Raw genomic sequence first — 25683 nt, 5'->3', positions numbered from 1 at the left:
CATGTCGGGGCTATATCCATTTAGGCGCGGCGCGGTAGATTCCTGCAGTAAAGCGACAGGACGATCAGGCTCACCCCCAGCCATTGGAAGACGTGAGAGACATCCTGAACCATCAAGACAAGGGTGAAGACGGCGGTCGGCAGGATTTGTGACATTTCGCGATAGCTATTGTAGATGGGCACCATTTGCATCCGGTCGCGTTGTCTGACCGAACGCAGGAACGGCGCGTTGCCCGCGCTATCAATCCCGCTGGCTGTCAGAGCGGCTGCCATCAGGGCGATCATCGCCCATGGCAATGACCATGCTGCGATCAGGCCGGTGGCGACGGTGGCAATGCCGCAGGCTGCATAGGCGATGGTCAGATGGCGGCGCAGACCGATGCTGCGCATCCACAGGCCCCAGAGAGGGCTCAGCAGCAAAAACCCTGAAGCGATGCTGGTGATCGCACCGCTATAGCTGGCGTCGTAGTCTGCTGCGATCACAAGGATGGGCGTATAGACAAAGAACACCTGCCACCAAGCCGCCCGTCCGATTGCCAGGACCCAGGCGAGACGCAGGCGTGGCTGTCGCAAAAACTGTCTGATTGCGCGTTCGGGTCTTTGTGCTTGCCGGCTTGCGGGCAAGGTTTCGCGGACATTGTCGACCAGAACGACCAGCACCGCAGGTGCGAGAACGGCACAGGCGGCGCTGATGAGAAAGGGAGACCATGGCAAGCCATGGCGCAGCAGCGTCATGCCGATGATGGGGCCGCTGCCATAGGCAATGCCTGCCATCAGCATGCGCCGTGGTTCGAAGCGCGCCAGATCGCGTCTTGGTATCATGTGCAGAGCGTAGATATTACAGACAGTTTCAAACAGCTGCACCATCAGCAGATAGGCCGAAAGGCCTGCGAGGATGGAGAGACTGTCGGACCGCAGGAACAGCAGTGCCGACAACACACCCATTGCGCTGGCAACAAGCGTCAGACGCCATGGGCCGATGGCCTTGAGGACCGCCGGCAGCAACAGGCTGGCCAACAGCCCGGCCAGGCTGGCGATAAAATAGATGCCACTGACCAGGCTGGCATTGTCGAAATGACGGAAGGCCAGGGTTGGAATGACCACGATCACCATCGTGCGCGCCAAAACGGCGACCGCATAAAAAAGGGGGATTCCCCAGGCCGCAGAGGCGTTCAGGGCGGACGGACGCTCAGGCGGTTGTGGTGGCATTGGCAAAGGATCTGTTGGCGTCTTCCACACAGAGTTCAGCTGCGGCCAAATCTTCAAGCGCGCAGCCGACCGATTTGAACACCGTGATCTGCGTGGTGCTGGTTCGTCCCGGATGCGCTTTGCTGACAAGTTCAAAAAGGCTGGCTTGGATATCGTCGGGTTTGATCGCCCCACGCCGGATTGCCTGGACGATTTCGCCGGCTTCCTGGCAGGCACCGGTGCGCGTGTCGACAAACAGCGTTGCCCTTTGCAGGGCTTCATCATCGGTTTCCGCCATCAGCGGGGTGAAGGCGCCGACCAGATCGAGATGGGTGCCTGGTTTCAGCCAGGCCCCTTTGATCAGCGGTGTGCAGGACAGGGTGCAGCAGGTAATGAGATCGGCGGCGCGGGCCTCTTTCTCCAGATCGCCGGCGGCGCGCGCCGGCAGGCCCTGTGCGACAAGATGATCGGCGACGGCGCGGGCTTTTTCCCGGTTCCTGCCCCAGACAGCAATATCCTCGAAATTGCGGATTGTGGCATGGGCCAAGGCAAGATTGCCGCTGAGCCGGCCGGTTCCGACCAAAAGCAGGCGCCGTACATCTTTGCGTGACAGATAAAGGGATGCCAGTGCCGATGCTGCGGCGGTGCGCCTTGCGGTTAATTCCCCTGCCTCCAGCAGGGCAATCAGCGCACCGTTTTTTGCACTGAACAACAGATATTGCGCCGCGATGCTCGGCGCGCCACGCGCCGCATTGCCAGGAAACACCGTGACCGTTTTAAGGCCGATATGGTGGCCTTGGTTCCAGGCGGGCATCAACAGCAATGTGGCGTTCGGCTCACCCGCAACGCCGATATCGTAATGCATTCGCGGCGGGCTTTCGCCCCCGCGTTTAAAGGCTGTGGCCAAGGCATTAACAAGCGTCGCCCAGTCAAGCCGTGCGGCCACATCGGCATCGCTGTAGCGGCGCACGGGTTCAGACATTGTCCGGGTCCTTTAGCCGGAAGGTGGGCAAAGGATAACGGGCCGCCTCGGCGCGCGGCAGGGTTTCAACCGCCCGTCCGGTTTGGACCTTATCGGGATCGGCGCAAAGGATGCGCGCCAGCATGGTTGCGCCTTCCTCGAGTTCGACTTCCGCCAGGATGATCGGCACTTCCGCATTGAATGCGGGATGGTTGGGGCGTCGCACGAGTGCATAAGACAGGATGCGGCCCTGGCCACTTGCGGTGATGGACACCAGTGACGCGGAACCGGTATAGGGGCAGATGGGCCTTGGATAAAAGAACGGCTTGCCGCCCACAGCAGCAACTTGCAGCAGGATTTCAGCGCGGTCTCGCCAGGCTGTCAGGAAGGCGGCATTGTCGTCATCCGCTGCAGGAACCGGGTAATCATAGACAGGGGTCATCGGCTTGTCTCCAATATGATGCTGCTTGCGGAAAGGCCATGGCCATATCCGACCATGCCATAACCTGCGACCAGTCCGCGTGTGGCGTTTTCCACCTGACGCCCCCCGGCTTCACCGCGCAACTGGCGCACGGCCTCCGTGACGCTCAACAGCCCTCCGGCAATGCCGGCCTGGCCGCAGGACAGCTGTCCGCCTCCGGTATTGAGCGGCACCGACCCTTTGAAATGGAAGCTGTTGTCGGCAAGGAACTTGCTGACCTCGCCCTTGGCACAGAAGCCGAGGTCTTCGAACTGAATGGCAACCATGATCGGGTAGTCGTCATAGAGCTGCACGAAATCCATGTCGCCGGGGCCATAACCCGCATCCGCATAGAGTTTGCCGGCGAAGGTTTCCCAACCGCCTCGCAAGGGTGCGATTTCCATCTTTGGATGATTATGGCGTTCATAGCCGCTGACCACACGCACGCCTTTGCCGGGGGATGCGCGATCGAGTGTGGTGACAACCACCGCTTCCGCGCCGGCGCAGGGCAAGACACAGTCATAAAGCCGGAGCGGGTCGGCGATCATGCGGGCATTGATATAATCGTCAATGGTCATGGGGCCACGCAGCAGCGCCGCTTCATTGTATTGCGCGCTCTTGCGCTGGTCGACGGCTATGCGGCCAAGATCCTCAATACGGGTACCATAGGTTTCCATATGTTTGCGCTGGATGATGGCAAACAGGCCATTGGCGCCGCCAAAGCCCAGCGGCGTGCCATAATTGCGCAGACCGCGACTGAAATTATCCATCAGTTTGAAATGGCCGCCGACGTCATAATTATCGCCTGCAAGACACAGAACGGTGGTCGCTTGCCCGGTTTCGATGGCGTGGACGGCATTGATGATACTGGCGACGGGGCCGGCGCTGCCTGCTGTGCCCAGATAAGCCCAGCTGAGCGACAGACCAAACTGCTCGCCCGTGGTCACGGTATTATCGGGCGGCAGCTCGAAGGAGCTGATTGCCAGCCCGTCAATATCTGCAAATTGCAGCCCAGCACATTCAACGGCACAACGTCCCGCTTCGGAGAGAAAGGAAAACAGCGAACGGCTTGTCTTTTTCTCATACGCGGTCGCACCATAGCCGATGATGCCAATCTGACTGTCACGTTTCATCTCATCCTCACATGATGTTTTGCGCGCGCAATGCGTCGATTTCGCTGCTGCTCATACCGAGCAGATTGCCGAAGATTTGTTGGTTGGCGTCGCCGGGATTTTGTCCGGTCCAGCGAATGCGCCCCGGAGTATCGGAGAGCTTGGGCGTTGGCGCGGGCATCCGGATGGGACCGAGTTCTTTGTCGATGATCGTCTCAATGGCTTTTCGGGCGGCGATATGCGGTTCGGCAAACACATCCTCGATCGAATTGATCTTGCCGGCCACAACCCGGAATTCCTGCAGTTTGGCGAGAGCAGCCTGGGTGGTTTGGGTTTTCATCCAGGCGGCAACTTCCCGATCGACGAGATCGCGGTGTTCAACGCGCAGGGCCATGGTGCGAAAGCGCGGATCGCTGATCAGGTCGTTGCGTTGCATGGCGTTGGCGAGTCCTTCATAAATGCTTTGCGATCCGCAGCTGATGGCGATCGCCCCGCCATCGGCGGTGGCATAGACATTGCGCGGAACATCTTCCTCCATCTGGTTTCCCAGCAGCGGTTTGCCGCGCCCCGTCTGGTCGTAACGCACGACCAGTGACTCAATGATGCGCAGAATGGGTTCATAGAGCGCAACGTCGATGATCTGGCCGCTGCCGGTCCTGGAGCGGTTGTGCAAGGCTGCCAGGGCGCCGAACGCGCCGAACACGCCGGCGAGGTAATCGCCCATCGGGAAAGCGGACACCATTGGTCCCTTTTCGGGATAGCCGGTGAAGGAAGAAAGGCCGGAGAAGGCTTCGGCAATGGTTGCATAGCCGCCCTCGCGCGCCTTGGGACCCGTCTGCCCCCAGCCACTGACCCGCACCCAGATGATATGTGGAAACTGTTCGCGCAGTGTGAGCGGAGACAGGCCCCAACGTTCCAGGGTGCCGGGCCGGAAATTTTCGATCACAATATCGCTGCCACCGATCAGTTTCTCGGCGATGTCCCGGGCCTCTGGCCGGGAGATGTCGAGGGTCACCGCGTGCTTGTTGCGCGCCATGGTTTTCCACCACAGTGGAACCTCCTGCTTGTGGGGTGGCCACTCGCGGAGGGCGTCCGGCTTGCCGGGTTTTTCAACCTTGATGACCTGCGCACCAAAATCGCCCAGCAGCGAGCCGACAAATGGCCCCGCCAGCATCGATCCCAATTCGAGAACGCGGATATCCCCCAGCGCTGAAGCATCTTCAGCGTTTCCTGAACCAAATGACATTTCGAGTTTCCCTTTTACACTCTTATTTTTGCGAGGCTGCGACCCGGTCGAGACCGACGAACACGTCCAGGATGATGACGGCAATGATCGCCACATAAATTGTTGTTGCCGAGACGGCGGCCAACATTGGATCAACGGCATATTGCACGTAATTGAACAGCTTGACCGGGATCGGCATCACCTCGGCTGTGGCATTGAAGATCGACAATTCGACATTGATCCAGGAGATGATGAAGGCGAACAGAGCGCCGGCAACCACGCCTGGCTTGATGATTGGCAAGGTGATTAGAAAGAAGGTCGAGACGGAAGTCCCGCCAAGATCATGGCTGGCCTCTTCAAGTGAGCGGTCGAACCGTTGAAGCGATGCAAGCACCGTGCGCAGGACATAGGGGACGACGATCACGGTATGACCGATGACGAGTGCGAAGAAGCTGCGGGCGAAGCCAAGTGCATTGGCATATTGCAGCAGCGCCGCACCGATGACGATTGTCGGCAGAATAAGCGGTGCGATGAACACGGTGCTGATGATGCGTTTGCCGCGGATCTCGCTGCGCGAAACGACCAGAGCCGCCAGAATACCGATGCTGATCGCCAGCACGGTGGCAAGGGCCGCGATGGCAACACTCGTCCAGATCGATTCAAGATAGGAGGTATCCCTGAGAAATTCGCCATACCATTTGAAGGTAAAACCGACGGGCGGGAAGGCGAGAAACTGGGTTTCGGTGAACGAGGTGGCGATGATGATCACCAGCGGCAGGGTCAGGAAGACAAGGCCTGCCCAGGCCATGAGGATGACCGCGCAGCGTGCAATGCGATCGGTGATATTCATGTGCGCCCCGCTTTTTTGGCGCTGCCCCGTTCGATGAACAGCAGGTAGAGTGCGATGAGGATTAAGGTGACGACGAGCAGGGAGACTGCCAGCGCGGCCCCGAAATTGAAGTTGAACAGCGATGCGTAATTGTCGAAGATCGGCATGGCGGCGACAATCACCCGTCCGCCGCTCATGATTGCCGGCACCACATAGGCACTGACGGCGAGTGTGAAGACAATCAGCGACCCGGCGATGACGCCCGGCAGGCTGAGCGGCAGCGTGATATGGAAGAAGGTGGCCAGCCGGCTGCTGCCCAGATCAAGCGAGGCTTCGACCAGGGACCGGTCAATGGTCTGGAGGATGGCTGCGATGGTCAGCACCATGAAGGGCACCAGGATATAGGCGAGACCGATAATCACCGCCGTTTCGGTGAACAGGATGCCGATGGGTCTGTCCGCAAGGCCGAGGCCGGTCAGCGCCTGATTGACCAGGCCTTGTCGTCCGAGCAGGATCAGCCAACCGAAGGAGCGAACAATATTGCTGGTGAATAGCGGCATGATGACGAGAACATAGCAAAAGCGCCGCAGATTACGTGATTTCACAATGTTCACGATGTAGTAGGCGATCGGATAAGCGATGAAGAAAGACAGGATCGTGGCGATCAGCGACAGTTTGAATGTGGTGTAGAAAATGCCGAGATAATAGCCATCTGCGACGATCTTCTGATAGTTTTCCAGCGTCCAGTCGCCTTGCGGGTTCTGCAGGCTGGCGATGACGCTGAACAGGAATGGCACCAGAAAAAACGCGGCCATGAAGCTGAGCGGCAGGGCGATGAGGATGAGGGCCCAGAGGTTTGTTATTCTCATGACGCCAACACCTGTCCGCTGTCGGGGTTCCATCGCAGCATAACGGTTTGCCCCGTGCTGAGAGACGCGGGTTGCACCGAGGATGGAAACTGGCAGATAAACACTTGCCCCTGCGTCTGCGCATAGACGCGGGTGGCGTTGCCAACGAACACGATGTCCTGGATAGTCGCGGTGAGGCCGATGGTTTGCGGTTTGGCAGGCAGGGCATCGGTGCTGAGCACGATCGCTTCGGGGCGCACAAGATAGGTCACGGTGCTCCCCACCGCCCCTGCGGCCCCTGCGGGTATGGCAATGTTTCCGATCACCGTTTCAAGAAACCCATTTAAGGCAATCCGGCATTCGATGAGATTGGCATCGCCGATAAAATCGGCGACGTAGCGGGTGGCGGGCTTGTGATAGATGTCACGACCCGAACCAACCTGCACGATCCGGCCTGCTTCCATCACGGCGATGCGGTCGGCCATGACCAGGGCTTCCTCCTGATCATGGGTGACGAAGATGAACGTCATCCCGAGCTGGTGTTGCAACGCTTTCAGCTCGATCTGCATCTGTTTGCGCAGTTTAAGGTCGAGTGCGCCAAGCGGCTCGTCGAGCAACAGGACCTTTGGACGGTTTGCGATGGCTCTGGCGAGCGCCACGCGCTGCTGCTGTCCGCCGGAAAGCTGGGTGGGGTAGCGCAGCCGGAAGTCAGCCATGCCGACCGTTGTCAGGCTTTCCTCGGCGAGTTCGGCGGCCGCCTTGCGACTGGCGCCGTTGCGTCGCGGGCCATAGGCGACATTGTCGGCAACCGTCATATGGGGAAACAGCGCGTAGTTCTGGAACACGGTGTTGACCGGACGCCGGTTGGGGGGCAGGTCCCGCATGGATCTGCCGTCGATGAGGATTTCCCCTGCGACATTGTCGACGAAGCCGGCGATTGATCTGAGCAGCGTGGTCTTGCCGCAGCCGCTTGGCCCCAGCAGTGCCAGAAACTCGCCCTCGGCAATGGCGAGAGACACATCGTTCAGGGCGACATAGTCGGCATAGCGCTTGGTGAGATTTCTGACCTCTATGTAATTAGCCATTGTCGCCCTTGGGATTGGTTGGTGGTACGAGAATGTTCATCAGAGGCACGTGGTGTTGGCAACCATACATGTCGCCATCGCCTGCGGCGCCTTGTGCAATCGGGCGTTTGATGGTCACTTTGATCGCCATAGCCTGATCGATCTTGAAGAAAGACGAGATTTGCGCAACATCAAGGCCATAGGCATTGGCGACGGACTTCGGGGTGATCGCGCCACTGTCGCGCACGGCGTGGTAACGCCCCTTGTCCGTGAAGATGATGTCGAATGTGATGCGATAGGGGCCGGCATTCTTGCTGCGGACAATATCGGCAACTTGATGAAGAGGCTGGTGTGACATCTTAGAGGTCCTCGAAATGAACGGGAAACAGTTCGGTCGGGCTTTCCACCTTCATCAGATGATAGGCGCTGAACTCGTAATGCGGTCCGGTGTCGAGGTCCGAGGGAGAGTAGGGAAACGCCAGATTGCCGGATGGATTGATGACGTCCGGATAATGGTAATGCAAAAGGCCGCCGCTGATATAGTGGCAGGCAGCATGGGCAATATCCTGGCTGTCGGCGACCACATCGATCAGAAGCCCCAATTCGTGGCCTGAGGGCGGTGCCTGTTCGAGCGCCTTCATGACGCCGTTGCGGCCATAGAGGTGGAAGGTGATCGTGAGGGCTTGTGGCGCGAAATACGCGCGTGTTTTCACGCGGATTTCTTCCAGCAGGCGCTCGATGGCGTTGGCCAGGCTTGGACAGCGTAGGCCGGCGATGCAGATCGAGCGATAGCCGGCCAGGCGTGCGCCTTCGAGTTTGATATAGTAGGCCTGGGTGTCGGATAGTTTTGCGCCTGTCACTTTGACCTGGCGTTGGTTGATCTGCTCGAAGGCGCAGTCGGAAAGATTGATGATATGGCCGGGGCCACCCTGAGAGAAGGGATCTTCGCGTTCGTAGAGGGAATGGGCGGCAACGGATTTCACCGATGCCCGACGATCGACGCTGCCGGGTTCGAGCACGAAATGATCGTCATGGATGGTGCCCAGCATAACATCCATGGCGAAAGGTTCGGCGGAAAAGGCACCGCATTCGAGGATTTTTCCCATGTGGATGGCGAGAGCCGGGTCGGCGCCGCGCCAGATCGGATAGGATGCAATGACGGAGTCATCGCAGGCGCGTCCGGCGATGATGATGTCTGCGCCGGCTTCCAGCGCCGCACAGATCGGCTCGTGACCCATTTGTGCGACGAGATTGCAGGTTTCATCGAGCATCGCTTCTGTCAACGGCGCTCCGACTTCAAAATCGATGACTTCGCCGGCACGCACGGCGGCCTTTGCTCGTTCGATCGGGATATCGGAATAGATAAAGGCGAGTTTGCGTTTGATGCCGAGTTCGGCAACGATGTCGCGGACGAGGGCGACCGTGCGGTCGACCTGGGCGCCGGTGCCTGCGCCGCCGGCACTGCCGACGATGACCGGAATACCCGCCTGATGCGCGGCGGTGATGAGCTGCTTGAGTTCGCGGCGAATGCCAAAATCCGATACCAGCGGCTCATTCGACCCCAGATAGGAGGGGCCAGGATCGGTTGATCCGGCATCGACGGCAATGACCTGTGGTCCCAGCGCCATTCCGCGTGCGAGTGCTTCAGCACCGAAACCATAGCCCAAAGTTCCGGTGGGAGTGAGAACTGTAATCGTGCCACTGAGTGCCATGAGATACTTCCATTTTATCAAGTTTTTATTGGCATTACTTCGGCATGCTCGTAGCGGAAGTATTTCCAACCTCGATTAAAGGATGCGCTGCAAGGCTTGAGGAAAGCAAATTGCTTATCGACAGTCAGACATAACTTTTTGTCATGCCTGGGAGCCAGCGGGGGCGATGGCTTGGGTGAGTGCGGCGATTTTCGCAGGCAAGGCGCTGCGCACATGCTTGATGAGAGCCTGGGTCCCGAGAGAGGGCTCGCGGAAACTGGGGGTGACGACCCAGATATCCTGGTGGATTTCGGGGAAGAATGGTTTCACCACGATCTCGTCGCGGGTGAAGCCGACCGGGCTTAATGGATCGACAATCGCAACGCCCCTGCCTGCGGAGACGAAGGAGCAAATGCTTTCCGAAAGCTGGGATTTCAGGACAATGTTGCGGGAAACATTATGCTCGCCAAAGGTGCGATCGATTTCGATCTGGGCGCGGTCCTCCTCGACCAGGGAAATGAATTTCTCATTCTCCAGATCGCGCACGGTGATGCAGTCTTTTTCAGCTAAGGGGTGCCATGGCGGCAGGACACAGACCGCCTGCATCGAGCAGAGATGCGAGAAATGCACACCGGGACGCTCGGTGCGGGTCATGCCGAAGCCGACATCGATTCCCTGGGTGGCGACGCGGTCTACCAGCAGCCAGGAATTGCGGCTGGTCAGATTCAGTCTTATTTTCTTTATCTCGAGAAATTCGGCAAGGATCAGCGGCAGCACCCGGGTGCCGAGCGACGGAAACACCACCAGATCGATCTCGCCAAAATCGAAATTCTTGATGGCCCGCGCGCGTGCCGAGATGGATTCAAGTCCCAGAAACACCCGTTCGACTTCCGAATAGAGCATTTCGCCTTCGGCGGTGGGGAGGACGCCGTTCTTCTGGCGCAGAAACAGTTGAAAGCCGCAGCTGTGCTCAAGCAGTGTGATCAGCTTGCTGACGGCCGGCTGGGTGAGATGCAGCTTTTCTGCGGCGCGTGTGAAACTGCCAAGCTCCATAATGGCCTTGAAGGCCTCGAGTTGTCTGATATTCATAACTTTTGGTTATCTCAGATGAATAAATTGCAATTTGCGGTTTCTCTTTCACGATACCTAATATCCAGAGTTAAGCAAACAACAACATAAGGGGAACTTGACAATGAAACGCGAACACAGCAGCAAGATCGCCATGACGGCCCTGGCTCTGGGCCTGATGGGTGGACCGGCACTGGCGCAGTCGGCCATCACCGTCGCCACCTATGGAGGCGAATGGGGGGCAGCGCTGCAAGCCTGCATCATCGATCCGTTTACCAAGGCGACAGGCATTAAGGTGACGCCTGAACCGGGGGTGTCCGGGGTTACGTTAAGCAAATTGCTTCAGCAAAAAGGCGCGCCGGTTCTTGATGCGGTCTGGCTGGATGGCGGCGTTTCCGAGCAGGCTGCCGCTCAGGGCGTGATCGCTCCGATCGACCCCAAACAGGTTCCCGGCGTGGACGGGCTTGTTGCGGAAGGCGTCTACAAGGATGACGCGGGCGATATTTTCGCGGTGAGCACCGGCTTTTATTCGCTCGGCCTGGTCTACAACAAAGACCAGGTGGAGACTCCGCCCAAGTCGTGGCAGGATCTGTGGCGTGCGGATTACGAGGGCGCGGTGACATTTCCGAGCCCCGCCAATGCGATGGGCGTGCCGTTCCTGGCGGAGCTTGCCAAACACAAGGGTACGCCGCTGAGCGCGATGGCGCCGGTTCTCGATGCACTCCAGAAATTGCGGGTTGCGGCCTATTTCGATACGGCGGGTGCAGGCACCAATCTGTTCCAGAGCGGTGAGGTAATTGCTGGTGCGCATTATGCCAGTTCGGCATTTGCCATGCGCGACCAGGGGCTGCCAATCGAATTTGTGGTGCCGCAGGAAGGCGCGATTGGCGGTGATATCCGGTTGCACCTGGTTGCCAACACGCCGCGCAGGGAAGCGGCGGAGAAGTTTATCGATTTCGCTGTGAGCAAGGTGGCGGCGCAATGCATGTCCGAACGGATCTTCGTCGGTCCAGCGACCAAAGGCGTTGAATTGTCTGACAATGCGAAGCAGAAAATGCCGTGGGGTGTTGATGGCAGCGTGCAGAACCTGTCGCTTCCCAACTGGAAGGAGATCAACACCAACCGGGCCAAGGTGATTGAAGATTTCAATCGCGCCGTTGCTGCCAAAAAATGATCGTCGACGTTGAGCGCGGATCCAGCGCTCACTGGCGTAGGCTCCGCGGGCGTTTTAGCTGCATGCGGAGCCTGCGGCTTAGCGTCCAAGGAGATCCGTGATGGCCTGCTCAATCACCAGGGTGTCGGCGTCATTCAAGCCTTCTCCGGCAACGTGGCCCCATGGGGATTGCAGAATGCGTAATTCGGCCTTTGCGATCCGCTCTGCCTCCTGCGCTGCGTCTTCAGGCGGAAAATACAGATCGCTTGAACAGGGCATGATGATGGTATCCGCGGTGATGGCGGCAAGCGCTGTGTCGAGATCGCCGTGATATGTGTCGTTTGCGCTGATGTCGGCGTGAATGCCGGTCCACAGATGGGCCAGCAAGTCGTTGGCGTCGCGTTTGAGAAACCAGGCCTCCCAGAAGTCGACGAGGAAGTCTTCGAGCGCGGCATAGCCGAGGGCGCGTTGGTCCAGCCTGTGTCTGAAGAAAGCCTGCGAGAAGCCCCAGGCAGCATAGATGCGGGCCGCCACGCGCAGACCATGCTGGGGCGGACTGGCATAAAAGCCCTGCCGAAACTCTGTATCCAGTTCGATCGCTGCGCGGACACTTTCAAAAAAGAGCCGGAAGTGACGGGAGGTGCGGGCGGCGCTCTGGAAAGTGAACAGACGCTCAACCATCGCGGGATAGGCGGTCGCCCACTCAAAGGCCTGGGCACCCCCCAATGACCAGCCAATTGCCAGGCGAATTGTTTTGATATTGAAGACTTCTGTCAAAAGCCGGTGCTGCTGTTTGACGCAGTCATGCAGTGTGATGTCGGGAAAACGGGCGCTGCCGTTTGGTGCGGCGGTGTTGCTGGGGGAGCTGGACAGCCCGTTGCCAAATAGATTGGGCACGATGATGAAGTAGCGGGTAGAGTCGAGCGCACGTCCGGGGCCGATCAGCCATTCCGCATCGCAGTGGGTTGCAGCAAAAGATGTCGGGTAGACAATGACATTGTCTTTGGCCGGGTTGAGTGTGCCATAGGTTTTATAGGCGAGTTTTGCATTGGGAATGATGCGCCCCGATTGCAAGACAATGTCGCCCAATTCTAGTCTATCATAATGCATCGTGCGGCCTTTGTCGGTTGATTGCGAGAAGGAGCAGCGTGAAGAATGCGAGGGCTGCGAGACTTGCTGCTGCCATCAGGTTGATCTGAAGGTCGAACCGGTCAAGGATGCGGCCACCGATGAAAGAACCGGCTGCGATGCCAATGTTGAAGACCGAGACAAAAAGCGCGGTCACGATTTCGATGGCGGCGGGTGCGGCTTTCATCATCCATGTCTGCAAGGCCACCGACACACCGCCATAGACCAGTCCCCAGATGACCAGTAGCGCAGTGGCATTCAGGATGTTGTCGGCGCCGAGCGCGAAGCCCAGCAGGGTGGCTGCAAGCATGCAGGCGATGCCGCCAATCAGCGTTCTGACGCGCCGCGCAGCCATCATGCCCGCGAGGAAATTGCCGATAATCCCTGAAGCGCCATAAACAAAGAGCAGCAGGCTGATTGCGGATGCCGGAACGGCGCTTAGCGTCAAAAGCACTGGTGTGACGAAAGTGTAGGCCATGAAATGCCCGCCCACCAGCAATATTGTCAGCATCAGGCCCGGTCGCACCAGGGGAAGCCGCAGCGCCGCTTTGAAACGGGTTGGATCGATGGCTTGATCAATAGGCAGCGGCGGCAATGTCCAGAGATTGAGACCAAGGACGACCAGGCTGAATGCGGCCATTGCACCGAAGGCTGCGCGCCAGCCAAAAAGGCTGTCGATCAGCGCGCCGAGCGGTACCCCCAGAACGGAGGCGGCGGCGACCCCGCTGAAGATGACGGCCGTCGCCCGCGCCACCGTCCGCGCTGTCGCCCGAGCCGATGAGTGAGCGATTGAGTGAGTGCCGGATCGGCAGGTTGCTGGGGTTGCCTGGTCGGTTTGTAGGTCTGTTGGCAAGTCGGCTGCCGCGTTTGCTGCCAGGTCAGCTGATTTCGGTGGCAGCAGCCGTGGCGCCAGGCCGCCGGCGATCGCCCATATGCCCCCCATACAGAACCCGACAAGAATCCGCGCGCCAACAAGCCAGGAGAAGGAGGCAGCGAACATGGCCATGAGATTGGCGGCGACCAACAGAACCAGCAGACCAGCAAGGATCTGGCGCCGGTCAATGCGACCGGCCATCACGATGATGAGCGGCGCAAACAAAGCAGCCACCATTGCCGGAACCGAGATGGTGAGGCCGGCGACGCCCACTGCTATATCGAAGCTGCTGGCGATCGGCGCCATGAGGCCAACCGGCAACATTTCTGTGGTGACCACGGCAAAGATTGCCAGTGCGACGGCATGGACCGCTGGCCATCCGCCATGTCTGAGGGTGAGCGATGCTGGTGTGATGGGTTCCATAGTTTTGTGTTCTTTCAAGACGCGGCTGGGTTGCCTGGTATTGGCGCCCTGTTTACTCGGTCTGAAAATTCGATAAAGAAGGCTGTTGTGGCAACAGATGGGACGATTTGGAAACAATGATCGATCATTTCGGCGATGTGCTGGCCTTTGTGCGTGTGGCGGACACGGCAAGCTTTACCAAGGCTGCCGAGCGGCTTGGCGTGACGCGGTCTGCGGTGGGCAAGAGTATCGCGCGGCTTGAGGAGGCGCTTTTGACGCGTCTGGTGCACCGCACAACCCGCAGCGTTCGCCTGACCGAGGAAGGCCAGTTGTTTTACGAGCACGCCCTGCGCATTCTATGTGAGGTGGATGATGCGCAAGCCACGCTGTCGCAACGCAACCAGAGGCCGAAAGGACGCCTGCGCGTCGATCTTCCCACGGCCTTCGGTCGGCTGCATGTTCTGCCTGTTCTGCAGGACTTTTTGGCGGAGTGGCCGGAGCTTGAAGCCGAGGTTTCATTTTCGGACGATTATTGTGATTTGGTCAGCGACGGCATTGATGTTGCTGTGCGCATTGGCGGACCGACCGACAGCGGATTGATCCGCCAGGTTCTGGCACCGCATCGTTTGCTGACCTGTGCTGCGCCGGCTTATTTACACAAGCGCGGCATCCCGCTTGTGCTTGATGATCTCAAGCATCATGACAGGATTGGCTTCACCTATGCCAATCTGCCGGTGCCCTGGCGCTATCAGATCGCAGGTCAACAGCGCGAGCTGGCCGTGCAGGGGCGTTTGCGGCTCAGCAATACTGAAGCCCTTCGCGATGCGGCGCTTAAGGGGTTCGGAATGGTGCAACTCGGCGCGTTTCTGGTGGGGGCGGATATTGCACAGGGGCGGCTGATCCCGGTACTGGAGGACTATGCTCGTGAAGAACCGCCAATTGTTGCAGTCTATCCCACGCGTCGTCATGTGTCGCCGAAAGTTCGGCGATTTGTCGAAGCATTGCGCAGGGCATGGGCGGCGGGGCCGCCTTGGTGAGCCGGGGCTTTTGGGACCCGTCAGTCAGCCGCAGGCAACGCGAACGATCTTGCCGCTCCTGGGGTCAGTCTCGATGGTGACGCGCTCCTGGCGAAACTCTATCGTGACCGGGTCGCCGGGCTTGATCTGACGAACAAGGGTCGCACCGGTTTGCTGCATTGCAAGCTGATCGGTGATCTTGTCCTTGCCAGTCAAAGCACTTGCCGCAGACTGATCACAGATTGATTTTTGCGGATCGGTCGCCGCAGCCACTGTCTGTTTCTGGCAGCCAGCCAGCACAATTGCCACGACAACAGCGACATAGGGGATGACGGAACGGGCAGGCGACATGGTTCAACGATCCTTAAACTGGCGCGCGTCGGGACAGGATGACGGTCGACGCGTGATATTGCTAGCGCCTGAGCAGCATTCAGATGACTGGAAACTGAACGGAAAAGCAAAGATGCGTGACGTGGGAATTGTTGATGTATGGTTCGGTGCCATAACCCAAGAAAATCGGCGTCTCGGCCAGAGCCGGCCAGAGCAATCATCGATGACGGCGATGATGGAACACCCGGTCTGCGCGGCAAAAAGCCACCCAAACTGATCGGCTGAAACGCAATAGGGGTCGCCATGACCCAAGAAAAGCGGGCTGATCATCGGCCAATCGTTGGAAGCCACGCCACAGTCGGCCCGCGTTTAAGGTTACGAAGGCCGGGCCAGCTTTCAGATAGAGGCGCTGCTAATTGCGGCCAAACTCCATGGGAAGAACGATCAGTGGATAGACCGATCAAGCGTCTGTCGGCACCGCCATTTCAGTGCTGAGACAATAATAGCCAGGACCCCAATTGTTGCAGCCGCTGCCAAAAGTTCTTCCGTCATCGCGAACCTCGTTTTGTTAAGCATTGGTTAACGTTTGATGAATTTATAGGATCCATGCTGTTTCAAAAAGTTTCATTCGCAGTGATAAGCGGACGGGCGGGACAACAGCTTCGCCCGCTTTTGAACGCGGCGTAATCGTGAAAGACGGATAAGCACCGATCACTTGGACTTGGAACACTTGGACTTGGACCACATGGACATGACGCTTGCCGATCAAGGTTAGGTCGGAAATGCAGGTTCGGAGGCAGAATCTACCGCTCTTTGGGCGAGCTCTGTTCCGCCTCGTGCAATTGTTGCAGCAGATCATCGAAGGTCGCCTCCTCCTTGGAGGGCAATGGGCTGAGTTCGTGCAAGGCTTCCCCGATTGCCTGGGCAGGATGCAATGCCTGTGTCTTCTTGCTGGCAACAGCGCGATGGGCTGCGCGTAGCAGGTGATTGTGAAGGCGCATGGCAGACCATCTTTCAGCTTTGATTATCCACACTAACCGATCCCGGACCGTTTGGTTCCACAGCTTTTTGACGGTGCGTGCCACGCACGGCGACGCTTGCAAGCCATTGCAACGGGCTGTCGGGCGATAACAGTGAAAGACAGCGCCGCAGTGTCAAACACGACAGGAACCAAGCAACGATGCCCAAGCAAGAGGTCAGTGTCTGATATGCGGGCGCAGGATCGCAGCCATTGTGTCCGTGCTAGCTCAGTTGATCTCGACTTCAAGGAAAATGCGCCCTGCTCCCGCGCATGTTGCGCATCGGCCTTGCCTTTGGGCCTAGAGCGACGTGACTGCTCTTTACGCCCGACTGCTCTTGGTGCTGGGCTGCTGTGGATATAGGATAGGATTGAAGCGACCATCCGCGTTGCAGACGGTCCTGAAACTGCTGGAAAAGCCGCAGATCCGAAAGAATGACGGCAAGGGGGTTGTGCAAAATCCACGCCCAGGGTGCAGGCCACCACCCAATCTATCGTTTCAAACGAATGGAATGCTCCAACAAGCCGGTCGAAAACAAGGAGAGCATCGCAGCCATGCAGGCTGCGATGCTCAGGCAGTGTGACCAAAGCAGGTTATCTGCGATAGGCGAGACCGCCCCAGATGCGGCCTTCGTCACGATGACGTCCACCATGCACGGCCCCAATATAAGCGGCCGCAGCGGCGACGAGCGCGGAGGCAGCGAGGAAGAAGGCGGTGAGAATGCCGGTGATGCGTGCCTGTTCAGCCGCAGCCGCAGCCTTCGTCTTGGCTTCCTCAAGGGCCTGTTCAGCCTGCGTCTTCGCGTCGGCGAGGGTTTTTTGAGCTGCATCGACCTTCGCTTGGGCTTCACTGCGCAAAGCCTGAACCCGGCTGACCGTCTCATTGACGCGGGTCTGCGCGTCATTCTGGGTGATGCCGGTGCGGCTGGCAATCTGACTGGCCAACCATGCCTTGTCGGCGTCGGAGATTTCACCGGTTGTCAGCAGATTGCCGAGAATGCCTGTTACCTGACGCTGGAGGGCGGCCATATCCTGCACCTGCTGCTCCGCACCGGTGGTCTGCCCGTCATTGCGCAGCAGACTGTCGGTCAGATAGTCCAGTGGGTTGGATTTGAGACCTTCGGGGAGCATCTGTTCAAGCGACGGCGCTGCTGCCTGACCGGCACCCTGCGCGACGCCACCAACCGCATTGCCGGCACCAGATATGATGCCGCCTGCCAGTTGGCCTGCACCTTGTGCTGTCCCAGCGACCACGGCTCCCGCGGCTTCGACAGCTGTCTGCGCCGCGCCGCCCACCGCTTTTGCACCGCCGGAGATCAAACTGACCGCAAAAAGGGCAGAGATGATCGTTCCAAGTCCCCAGACGACGAGACCATTCAAGCCATCGCGTACGGTTGACTCATCGCGCGTTGCGGTTCCAGTCGGTCGGCGCATTCTGCCAGCAATGTAGCCACCGAGCATATAGGAGGCCACCATGGACAGGATCAGGAACAAAGCGGTAATCACCAGCCAGACAGTGCTCACGTCCCCGCCCTCATCAACGGAGAAGGAGCTGAGGCCGAGCCCACTGGCAAAAGTGGTCATGACCACCATGACGCCGGATGCCACAGCAGCGCCAGCGAAGATGGCAGCCCAGTCAACATAGCTCCGGTCGGAAGTGTTTTCGATCACAGTTTGGTCTACCATCAACGTAATCCCAGAAAAGAAAGAATGAACAACACGATCACGACAAGACCTACTAAATAGATGATAGAGTTCATGTTGACTTATCTCCTTTTAAAATGCGTAGCGATCAGAATAGCCTGTTTTCAGACGAATAATTCTTGATGCGATAGTAACTCGACAGCGCGCGAAAAGTTTCACTGCCGCTTACTTAATTTTAATCGGGCCCGCTTTGAGAGTTGCACGCCGGTTTCTGATCAGCGTGCAAAAGGCGAATATTTCCCTCCTGTCCCCCCGCTAAGACATCGCAGGAGCGATCGGATGGGCGGCGTGGTTGCGGGCCGGGCCCGGTCGCTATGAAAACCGAAAAAGCCGAGCAGGCTCGATGGCCGCCGTGCGAAACCGCAAAGAACCGTGCTTCTCAAGCGGCCAGTCCCCTCCCTATTGGGCGCCTTTGCACGGGTTGCACGCATCCCAAGGTCGAGGGATACCCATGAGCGGGCGTCTCGCCCTAGTTTGCAGCCAGAATCGATGGAGCAAATTTTGAAGAGTGGAAAACATCTGGCCGTTTGTCTGTGCGGCGCAATTGGTCTTGTTCTGACAATCTCGCTGATTGTGCTGATCAATCAAATCACCGGTTTCAACCTGTTTTCGTTCAACCTTTATGCCATCGTCCCGATTGGTGGCATGATCGCCGGCTTCGCGGCATGTTCGGGCTATTATTTTGCCTCGATCAAATTCGATCTTCGACCCAACAGGATGGTCCTGTCGCAGATGGTGCTTTCTGCGGCACTGGCGCAGCTGATGATCTACTACGCTGAATTCCGCCTGATGCGCTTTGAAGATGGCACGGCCGTATCGACCGTGATGGGCTTCCTCGATTATGTGCAAGCCTATCTCCGATCCACCCATATTTATGGTGGCCGCGGTTTTCGCGATCTGGGTGCCCTGGGTGGCATCGGATGGTTTATCGCCGTGATTGAATATCTGGGCTTCTTGTTGGGTGGTTTGGCGGCCTATCTCGCATTACTGACCCATCCTGTTTGCCAATCCTGCGCCCGCTATCTCAAAACAGTGGCGCGCAAAAATCAGATTTTCTCCGATCCGGCGATTTTTTCGGTTCATTACCATGCGCTGGCTGAGATGGGTGGGGACGCAGAGAGGTTTCGATCGCTGCTCGCTCTCACGCCGCCCAATGGCCAGAAAGGGGTGGGCGCTGTCAAACTCGTCACGTTGCTGCAGTGTTGTCCGCATTGCAACGGTGAACGGATTGAGCAGCAGGTCAAAATCCTTGCGGAAAAAGGCTGGAGAAGCTCCGCCGCGCATGCGCGGCACTATGATATTCCCGACGGCGTCAGTGTGAGAGACTGTTTTGGTCCGTCGCTGTCAAACCGGGAATGCTCTGGCGCCAGCGCCAAAGAATGAGGGGAGGCAAGGCTCAGAGCTTCAGAAACACATAAATAAGGCCCCAATTATCGCCGGGTTGCGTTGCATGGGTTTATCCGGCACATAAACATCGTCTTCAAAGGCGTGTCTATCAGGCAGCGTTTCAATGAGACTGTCTTTTTGGGCTTTCTCTTGGGAGGATGAAAGGGCCTGTGCCCGCGCAGACCGGCCAGCGTTGTTTGCGACGGAGGCGACGATGAATATGCAGCCTGCGTTGGGACGCAGCAGGCTGTAGAGGTCCTGGTGTTTAATATCCTGCACCGGGACCTCACCGATCCCCCCAAAACAATCTGCCGGTAAATGCATGCCCGCACCAATCCACCCACACATTGTTGCGGTTGTCGGGACCGGGGCTCCATGCTGCAATGGGGGGCGCCTGTTTCTGCCGATGCAGGCGCGGCGCTCCGACGAGTTCAAAACCTTTCGGCTCCTTGGTTCGGAGCGCCTCTTCCGCCCTTTATCGACATGTTTTATCCGACGAAAGACTCCCCAAACCCGCCCAGCAAAGCCGCTGCCAAAGGGCTTCGCGCAGAACCGCTACAATGGCGGTCTGCCTGTGTTGATGTCGACCGCGCCTGGCATCGGTGGCGGGGGTGCGCAGTGAGCCGGGCCAGGGATGCGGCGTTCCGCTCCAGGAACGGGGTCTCAATGCCTCAGCGCTGGCCGGCGTGATGAACTTCAAATCTTGCTGGGATTTAGTTGGGGTTTCAATCAGCAGATATTTTCACCTAGACTTTCCGGGCAAGGAGAGACCCATGATACGAAATCCATTGAGCTTTGCGTCCGGCAGCTGCTTACTTCTCGGTGGCATGTTCCTGCTGGCCCTTCATGGCAGTCTTGTTGGCACAAGTGTGGCTTTCGGCGCCGGGATGATTGTCGGCATGACCTTGGCGACCGGTGCCGCGATTCTGATCATCCGGATCGTCATCGACAGGCAACAGGAGAAAAAATGATCCGTGCACCCGCGCCCAAATGTGGTTTCTGTGGCAAGCTGCAATTCCGGCTGCAATCGCTTTCGGTTGTGAATTGCCCGCACAGTTTCCCAGCCATTGTTTGTAGCCATTGCGATGCCGTGGTTGCGATGGCAGCACCGCAATCCCTTCAACTCAATCCGCTTTCGGCGGAAAACGAAGCCTGATTGCCAGTCTATTGCCCTTGGAGCGGCGGGTCAGCGCTGGAGCCCGACACCGCACCGTTGCTTGGCGAAGCGTGATAGGCGTCAACGCATTCCACCTGGCTGCAGACGGGTTGCGGCGACAGGGTTTGGCCATCAGGCCTGTTTCAGCCTGTATCATGGCCGGGCTCCAAGGGCGGCAGTTCGGGCCAGATCGTCTCGACGGGGCTAAAGGTTCGCCATGCAAAGCCGGATTGATGTGCCGTGTCAGCCAGGGCTTGCCGTCGCGCTGGATTGAGCGCGGTTTCGGTGATAAACAGCGCCGTCGGCGGACGGGTGTCGGTCAGCAAAACCGTGGGCGTTTGTCTGTCGCGGCAGTCCGAATCAAGTTTTTTCACGAACAGCCTTCCTTGTTGCACCAGGCCTTCCAGCAATCTCACCTCCGGCTCGCTCGCGCAGGGAAGCCAGTGTTGCGTAACAAGCATCAGGGCACATTGCTCGATACAGACAGCATCCTGCAGGGTGATGCCGGCGGTTGCGATCATCATCAGATGGGTATGGGGATGCGCTTGATGCAGTGCAAAGGCGGAAGCGTGATGCCTTTTGAGCCGGTTCAGCAAGTTCTGATTGATGAACACCGCCAATTGCGGCGCATGTTTGCAAAAGAGCCGAAAGCCGTAGCGGGCCGGCGTGATGTCTTTGATCTCGGCGATCATGACAATGAGTTCCCGCCCAACCTGCCGCTGGGCTCGAAACGGTTGCAGAAACGCTTTTTGGCGGCTCGCGATCGCCTGTTTCTGCGCGTGACTGAAGGCTTCGGGAATGTAGAGCCTGTCGAGCAGCGGTTGAGCTTTGACGCGAAAGCGCGCCGCCGCGTCGTGCAGTCGATTGCGCACAGTCCACCAGTGCCTCTTTCCTTCGAAGGCCGGATGCCAGTGATGAAGGTCGGCAGATTGCCACAAGAGTTGCAGCAGCGCGATCAAAGAGAGGCCCGGCAGCGTTGATAGGCGCGCTGTGGTTGGATCGGTCAGAGAGGATGTGGCGGGCACAAGGCAGCGTGGCGGTCTTTTAGACAGGTCAAAAGTCAGTTTCAGATTGCCTGTCTCATTGGTGCCCCGACTGGGGGCTGAGGGGGTGGGATGCGCATTGAAAAGCGGCTTGGGGCGCGGTTGATAGTGGAGACAGCCAGCCGCGTGCAGAAAGCCTGTTCCAGGCATTCGCTTGATGACATATCTGTCGTCAAATCGGCAAAGATACATGGGTGGATTGGGGAGCGTGCACAAACAGTTTGGCCGCTGGCCTTTCGCTGCGGCGGAACGGATCGTCTGCGCCCAAGCGCCATTGCCCTTGTCTGAAACGCCGCTCTCGGCGATGCGTGACGCAAGGATTGTGGCGCCCATCCGGTAGCGGGGTTCTGGTGAAGGTGGCTTCATTGTCGTCCGCTTTTCCGCCTTGTGCATGGATCTGAACCGCTGTCGCCGTAAAGCGCGCCGAGATGGTCACGAGCGCCTTGATGGGTCAATCGACCGGTATCGATGCGCATTTTTATCGATTGCGTGAGTGAACGTGCGATCACTTGGCGATCGCGGCAGGTAATGCTGAAGATGTCGTTGACAAGCCGTGTCCAGTCTTCAAAGGGCGTCGAGACAAAGCGATCACGGATCCTGTCGGTAAAGACCAGGAACTCACGCACCACGCATCGCGCGCTGAAATCGGTGGTTGGCACCAAATGCTGCACCACCACCAGCCGCAATGCAGTTATAAGATCGTAGGCACGGCTCTTTTGCTCGGCCGCAGGAAATTCGAGCACCATGCGCCTCAGTGTTTCGGCAATCGAACCCGCATGGGTGGTGGTGTTGACGATATGGCCCTGCAAGGCTGCGGCAAGGCAACCGGATATCGATTGATGATCGCGCGCTTCCCCGACATTGATGATCTGTGGCGCGCGGCGCAGGGAGGCCCAGATGGCTTGGCCGAAACTCGGCAGATTGCGACCGTCACCGACCTCGGATTGCGCGATGAAGGCGGGCTTATCTCTATTGTCTTCGAGCACGTCGTGAAAGGTGAACTCAATGGGGGCCTGATAATCAATGATCTTGCGCGGTATGATATTGTTTTCGAGATGGGCCCGCGTCATGGCAGCCATAGTGGTGGATTTGCCGTGACCGGTACCGCCGGCAACAATGATGATGCCGCTTTTGGGGGAGAGATAGTCTCGAATTTCGGTTTCGAACTCGATATCATCAAGCGAGGGTGTGCGGTTTGGCAAGCATCGCACCGATAGTTCGACCCCTTCGGCGCCATTGACGGTGATACCGGTGGCATTGATACGGAAGCGTTGCCGTGTGAACCGGTCGACAGCAATCTCATAGGCAAAATCAAGCACCCGTCCCTGTCTGATAATGCCTATCGCATCCGCTGAGCGCCAAAGGGTCGCCAGCATGATATCCACCTCTGAATGATAGAGCGCTCGACCAGTACCAAAATACTGGCGGCCATTGATTTGAAGGTGGACGCGGCTCTCCGACATGACCGACAAGTCGGATGCGCCTCTGAAGGCTGCAGCGACCAAAAGGTGGTTGATCAGGTCCCGGTCGCTGTCGAAGCGCTGGCTCTCGGCTATGAGCAGCGGCACCACAGCTGATTGCGGATCCAAGGGCTGTCGAGAGATTTTGTCCATATCGATCATGGCGATGATCGTTTGCGTGATTGAGCCCTCAATCGAGCCTTGATTGCTCTCCCCTTCGCAACCTGGGGCGCAAAGCCTGCATCGGATTGAATGCGCACCTGGCGCTGGCCGATAAACAATTCGCTCTTGTTGCCGGCGATGGTGCTTTGGCTTGATGAAACGAGCAGGGAGGTGATCATACCGGCAGCAACCAGTCTGCGATACTCGATCATTCCCAGATAGTCGCGCGCCAGCCGATTGAGGTTGATCGCCAGCGCCTCGTCGGCCTGCTGGTTTCCGGCTGCCCAGCCTTCGGCCAGCGCGCTTTCCCAGAATGTCCGCTCCGCTTTTCCTCTGGGTAGAAATTGTGGATCGGGTTCGGAAGGCTTGTCCAGCGGGAGGACAAGATAATCACGCCAGGTTGGAGCGATGCCAACGATGCGGCCGGGTTGTTGAATGCGATAATAGTCATCGGCGGCGACGCTCTTACGACCCTGTTGACTGATGGTAAGCGCCTGCCTTGTCCGGGACACCACCGGGGGCACGATGTAGCCTGCCTGGTGGGGGGCAGTGAAGACAATGGCGTTGAAATTGAACTGCTCAGAGAGTTGCGGCGCCCTGGTTTCGAGGCCACGCATGATTTCAAAGACACGGCGTCGATAACCGGCCTGGGCGGCGTAGGAAATGGCGGCTTCGCGCAGAATCTGGGCCCGCGCGGCTGCGACACCCGAACCAGGCTCGTTTTGCTGTGTCTGGGCGATAAACCCTGCATAATTGAGGGGGACCTCGGGCTGGGTTAGCGCTTCCTTGCCGCCAATCGAGGGCAGCGCGGGCAAAAGAGCCTCATGGTGGCGCGCGCAAGCGCTCAAGAAACAGGCGAGGAACAGGAAACCAACACGGTTGCGCATTCAAAACCTCGGATCATCCAGATGCGTCAGCAAGTGGCGGCGGCGCCGATTGTAATGCAGAGTCATCCATCTACCCGCTCGATCGATCCGCAGCGTGACCAGTCCCTGCGCCTGCAGCAGGCCTTCTTCGAGAATCGCATAGGCACTGGCTCTGTCCCGGTTGACCGAGACCAGAATCGGTGCCGCCGGCCGGGATCCTTCGAAACGCCATCGATAACCCGTCCTGCTGGCCACAGCGGCGAGCAGCGCTTCGACAGTCCCCTGAAAATTGGCCTGAAAAGGGGCATAGATTGATGTCTTGAGGGCATCGCGCGCCACCGGCACTGCGGATTGTTCAATCACGCCGAAGGGACGCTTATTGAAAGCTGACGGATCGAGATAGACGAAAGATTTTTGTCGTCTTACGCGCTGGTTGACTGTGTCGATCAGCGGCAAGACCGACCGGCCTTGCGAGGGAACCGGTCTGCAACAGGCGGTCGGCAAGAGCAGGACCATCATCAGAATGAAACGCATGATCATCCCCTCAACGGCGCGCAAGGCCGTTATGGTTTTGTGAAAAATGAAATGTTCCCGTGAGGGCGGGTCCCCCTGAACTGTGGTTTGTTCCTCCATGCACCGCCGCCTGAAAGCGGCGGTGAAGACCTCAAAGCGATTGACAGGGATGCGGTTTCAACGCGATGCGGGAGATGAATATGGCGGGCATCGCTTCATCGCTATTCGATGGCTGCTAGAATGACCAGGACAACCAAACCGCTTGCGAAAACCGCTGTTGCGTTATCAAGCACCATTGCGGCGATCGCTTCCTTGCGATGATTGGACATGATTGTGTCTCCTTTTTAGCTTTTTAGTTCGCATGTGGCCCTGCCTCTGGTGCGGGGAGCAAGAGGCTCTGTGAACCCCAGCACCGGGTCTCCAAGAGCACCGGGTCTGCAAGAGCACCGGGTCTCCAAGAGCACCGGGTCTGCAAGAGCACCGGGTCTGCAAGCGTACCGGGCCTCCAGGTTTGGGGGGATCAGGTGCAGCTCAGATGATGGGGTCGTGCCAGTCGCGCCGGGGGACAGAGCGGGCACATTGGCGGCTGCGTCGCGACTGCGACAGGCTTGTGGGCAGATGATGCACAAATTGGCTGTCTACCATGGTTTGGGTGTCGTCGACGATTGCCGGCCAGCCGATATCGCGCAGAATCTCCGGTGGCAGCGACTGTAGAGTTCTCAGACCGGCGCGGCGTTGTCGGGCCTTGCGCAGCCGGCTAACCAGACGATGGCATCGATCGTGCAGGGCATGCAGCAGATGGCTGAAATAATCGGTGGTGGAACAATAGTTTTCGATGAATAATCTTGGTGGCATTGGTCTATCCTCCTTTGGTGGAGGTGGTATCATCGCGAGCTTGATCGTCGACAACAATACCAATTGAGCGCTGCCTAATACTTGCTGTTTGGATATTACCTACAACTAGTTGGGGAGGGGCGAAGTGGGGCTGGGCGCTGCCTATGACCATGGGTGCAATTGGCGGCGGCTC

The 25683-nt window shown here is 58.2% G+C and carries 28 protein-coding genes; 6 read left to right on the top strand and 22 right to left on the bottom strand.

Annotation, left to right across the window (positions count from 1 at the left end):
- Positions 1–20: 20 nt before the first annotated feature.
- From QBD00_RS16605 to QBD00_RS16555, 11 genes are all read right to left on the bottom strand, one after another.
- On the bottom strand, positions 21–1208 hold the full coding sequence (locus QBD00_RS16605; protein ID WP_151093339.1) for an MFS transporter: 1188 nt from the start codon (positions 1206–1208) through the stop codon (positions 21–23).
- A complete protein-coding gene (locus QBD00_RS16600; RefSeq protein WP_151093337.1) occupies positions 1189–2169 on the bottom strand; it encodes an ornithine cyclodeaminase family protein in 981 nt (326 codons plus the stop codon). Before QBD00_RS16600 ends, QBD00_RS16605 begins: the two co-directional genes overlap by 20 nt.
- Positions 2162–2590, bottom strand: coding sequence for a Zn-ribbon domain-containing OB-fold protein (locus QBD00_RS16595; RefSeq protein WP_151093335.1), 429 nt, complete (start codon positions 2588–2590; stop codon positions 2162–2164). Before QBD00_RS16595 ends, QBD00_RS16600 begins: the two co-directional genes overlap by 8 nt.
- Positions 2587–3741 carry a thiolase family protein gene (locus QBD00_RS16590; protein ID WP_318580063.1) on the bottom strand — a complete coding sequence of 385 codons (1155 nt, stop codon included), beginning with the start codon at positions 3739–3741 and terminating at the stop codon, positions 2587–2589. Before QBD00_RS16590 ends, QBD00_RS16595 begins: the two co-directional genes overlap by 4 nt.
- Before the next feature lie 7 nt (positions 3742–3748).
- Entirely contained in the window at positions 3749–4966 is a 1218-nt protein-coding gene (locus QBD00_RS16585; protein ID WP_191907277.1) for a CaiB/BaiF CoA transferase family protein, read from the bottom strand.
- Positions 4967–4988: 22 nt separating this feature from the next.
- Positions 4989–5795: an ABC transporter permease gene (locus QBD00_RS16580; RefSeq protein ID WP_151093329.1), complete on the bottom strand. Its 807-nt coding sequence runs from the start codon at positions 5793–5795 to the stop codon at positions 4989–4991.
- Positions 5792–6643 (bottom strand): ABC transporter permease, encoded by an 852-nt coding sequence (locus tag QBD00_RS16575; RefSeq protein ID WP_318580062.1) that lies wholly within the window; start codon positions 6641–6643, stop codon positions 5792–5794. Before QBD00_RS16575 ends, QBD00_RS16580 begins: the two co-directional genes overlap by 4 nt.
- On the bottom strand, positions 6640–7707 hold the full coding sequence (locus QBD00_RS16570; protein ID WP_151093325.1) for an ABC transporter ATP-binding protein: 1068 nt from the start codon (positions 7705–7707) through the stop codon (positions 6640–6642). Before QBD00_RS16570 ends, QBD00_RS16575 begins: the two co-directional genes overlap by 4 nt.
- The gene (locus tag QBD00_RS16565; protein ID WP_318580061.1) at positions 7700–8044 is read right to left on the bottom strand and encodes a DUF4387 domain-containing protein; all 345 of its coding nucleotides are present in this window, start codon (positions 8042–8044) and stop codon (positions 7700–7702) included. The genes QBD00_RS16570 and QBD00_RS16565 overlap by 8 nt, the downstream gene beginning before the upstream one ends.
- A gap of 1 nt (position 8045) precedes the next feature.
- Entirely contained in the window at positions 8046–9398 is a 1353-nt protein-coding gene (locus tag QBD00_RS16560; RefSeq protein WP_191793514.1) for an acyclic terpene utilization AtuA family protein, read from the bottom strand.
- 141 nt (positions 9399–9539) lie between these two features.
- Positions 9540–10466 carry a LysR substrate-binding domain-containing protein gene (locus QBD00_RS16555; RefSeq protein WP_151093319.1) on the bottom strand — a complete coding sequence of 309 codons (927 nt, stop codon included), beginning with the start codon at positions 10464–10466 and terminating at the stop codon, positions 9540–9542.
- A 103-nt stretch (positions 10467–10569) separates the two neighbouring features.
- On the opposite strand from QBD00_RS16555, the gene QBD00_RS16550 reads away from it, so the two are divergent.
- Complete coding sequence (locus tag QBD00_RS16550; RefSeq protein ID WP_191793515.1) at positions 10570–11619, top strand: ABC transporter substrate-binding protein; 1050 nt, start codon at positions 10570–10572, stop codon at positions 11617–11619.
- Between the two features lie 78 nt (positions 11620–11697).
- On the opposite strand, the gene QBD00_RS16545 is transcribed toward QBD00_RS16550, so the two are convergent.
- On the bottom strand, positions 11698–12708 hold the full coding sequence (locus tag QBD00_RS16545) for an alpha/beta fold hydrolase (protein WP_151093317.1): 1011 nt from the start codon (positions 12706–12708) through the stop codon (positions 11698–11700).
- Positions 12698–14023 carry an MFS transporter gene (locus QBD00_RS16540; RefSeq protein ID WP_151093316.1) on the bottom strand — a complete coding sequence of 442 codons (1326 nt, stop codon included), beginning with the start codon at positions 14021–14023 and terminating at the stop codon, positions 12698–12700. Before QBD00_RS16540 ends, QBD00_RS16545 begins: the two co-directional genes overlap by 11 nt.
- 116 nt (positions 14024–14139) lie before the next feature.
- On the opposite strand from QBD00_RS16540, the gene QBD00_RS16535 reads away from it, so the two are divergent.
- Positions 14140–15039, top strand: coding sequence for a LysR family transcriptional regulator (locus tag QBD00_RS16535; RefSeq protein WP_151093314.1), 900 nt, complete (start codon positions 14140–14142; stop codon positions 15037–15039).
- Between the two features lie 24 nt (positions 15040–15063).
- Here QBD00_RS16535 and QBD00_RS16530 read toward each other — a convergent pair whose 3' ends face one another.
- From QBD00_RS16530 to QBD00_RS16520, 3 genes are all read right to left on the bottom strand, one after another.
- Positions 15064–15369: an I78 family peptidase inhibitor gene (locus QBD00_RS16530; RefSeq protein ID WP_151093311.1), complete on the bottom strand. Its 306-nt coding sequence runs from the start codon at positions 15367–15369 to the stop codon at positions 15064–15066.
- A gap of 782 nt (positions 15370–16151) precedes the next feature.
- Entirely contained in the window at positions 16152–16349 is a 198-nt protein-coding gene (locus tag QBD00_RS16525; RefSeq protein ID WP_318580060.1) for a hypothetical protein, read from the bottom strand.
- 611 nt (positions 16350–16960) lie between these two features.
- Entirely contained in the window at positions 16961–18052 is a 1092-nt protein-coding gene (locus QBD00_RS16520) for a hypothetical protein (RefSeq protein ID WP_318580059.1), read from the bottom strand.
- A 390-nt stretch (positions 18053–18442) separates the two neighbouring features.
- Between QBD00_RS16520 and QBD00_RS16515 the strand changes: the two genes are divergently transcribed.
- Positions 18443–19453: a hypothetical protein gene (locus QBD00_RS16515; RefSeq protein WP_191907276.1), complete on the top strand. Its 1011-nt coding sequence runs from the start codon at positions 18443–18445 to the stop codon at positions 19451–19453.
- 21 nt (positions 19454–19474) lie between these two features.
- On the opposite strand, the gene QBD00_RS16510 is transcribed toward QBD00_RS16515, so the two are convergent.
- Positions 19475–19780 carry a hypothetical protein gene (locus QBD00_RS16510; protein WP_151093303.1) on the bottom strand — a complete coding sequence of 102 codons (306 nt, stop codon included), beginning with the start codon at positions 19778–19780 and terminating at the stop codon, positions 19475–19477.
- Here QBD00_RS16510 and QBD00_RS16505 point away from each other — a divergent pair.
- The 3 genes from QBD00_RS16505 (at position 19779) to QBD00_RS16495 (ending at position 20612) form a co-directional block, all read left to right on the top strand.
- A complete protein-coding gene (locus QBD00_RS16505; RefSeq protein WP_151093301.1) occupies positions 19779–20078 on the top strand; it encodes a hypothetical protein in 300 nt (99 codons plus the stop codon). The two genes, QBD00_RS16510 and QBD00_RS16505, sit on opposite strands and share 2 nt — an antisense overlap.
- Positions 20079–20229: 151 nt before the next feature.
- Positions 20230–20427 (top strand): hypothetical protein, encoded by a 198-nt coding sequence (locus tag QBD00_RS16500; protein WP_151093299.1) that lies wholly within the window; start codon positions 20230–20232, stop codon positions 20425–20427.
- Positions 20424–20612: a hypothetical protein gene (locus QBD00_RS16495; RefSeq protein ID WP_151093297.1), complete on the top strand. Its 189-nt coding sequence runs from the start codon at positions 20424–20426 to the stop codon at positions 20610–20612. Before QBD00_RS16500 ends, QBD00_RS16495 begins: the two co-directional genes overlap by 4 nt.
- Before the next feature lie 143 nt (positions 20613–20755).
- Here QBD00_RS16495 and QBD00_RS16490 read toward each other — a convergent pair whose 3' ends face one another.
- The 5 genes from QBD00_RS16490 to QBD00_RS16470 form a co-directional block, all read right to left on the bottom strand.
- Positions 20756–22021, bottom strand: coding sequence for a DUF1173 family protein (locus QBD00_RS16490; RefSeq protein WP_318580058.1), 1266 nt, complete (start codon positions 22019–22021; stop codon positions 20756–20758).
- Positions 22018–23277, bottom strand: coding sequence for a type IV pilus twitching motility protein PilT (locus QBD00_RS16485; RefSeq protein WP_151093293.1), 1260 nt, complete (start codon positions 23275–23277; stop codon positions 22018–22020). Before QBD00_RS16485 ends, QBD00_RS16490 begins: the two co-directional genes overlap by 4 nt.
- Entirely contained in the window at positions 23274–24164 is an 891-nt protein-coding gene (locus QBD00_RS16480) for a type IV secretory system conjugative DNA transfer family protein (RefSeq protein ID WP_318580057.1), read from the bottom strand. Before QBD00_RS16480 ends, QBD00_RS16485 begins: the two co-directional genes overlap by 4 nt.
- Positions 24165–24776: a DotD/TraH family lipoprotein gene (locus QBD00_RS16475; RefSeq protein ID WP_151093289.1), complete on the bottom strand. Its 612-nt coding sequence runs from the start codon at positions 24774–24776 to the stop codon at positions 24165–24167.
- 411 nt (positions 24777–25187) lie between these two features.
- Positions 25188–25511 (bottom strand): DUF1127 domain-containing protein, encoded by a 324-nt coding sequence (locus tag QBD00_RS16470; RefSeq protein ID WP_318580056.1) that lies wholly within the window; start codon positions 25509–25511, stop codon positions 25188–25190.
- Positions 25512–25683: the final 172 nt, after the last annotated feature.

The organism is Ochrobactrum sp. AN78 (assembly GCF_029909885.1).
GTDB classification, from domain to species: Bacteria; Pseudomonadota; Alphaproteobacteria; order Rhizobiales; family Rhizobiaceae; genus Brucella; species Brucella quorumnocens.
Note: the sequence above shows the minus strand (reverse complement) of the source record. Positions and strands in the feature narration are given on the sequence as shown.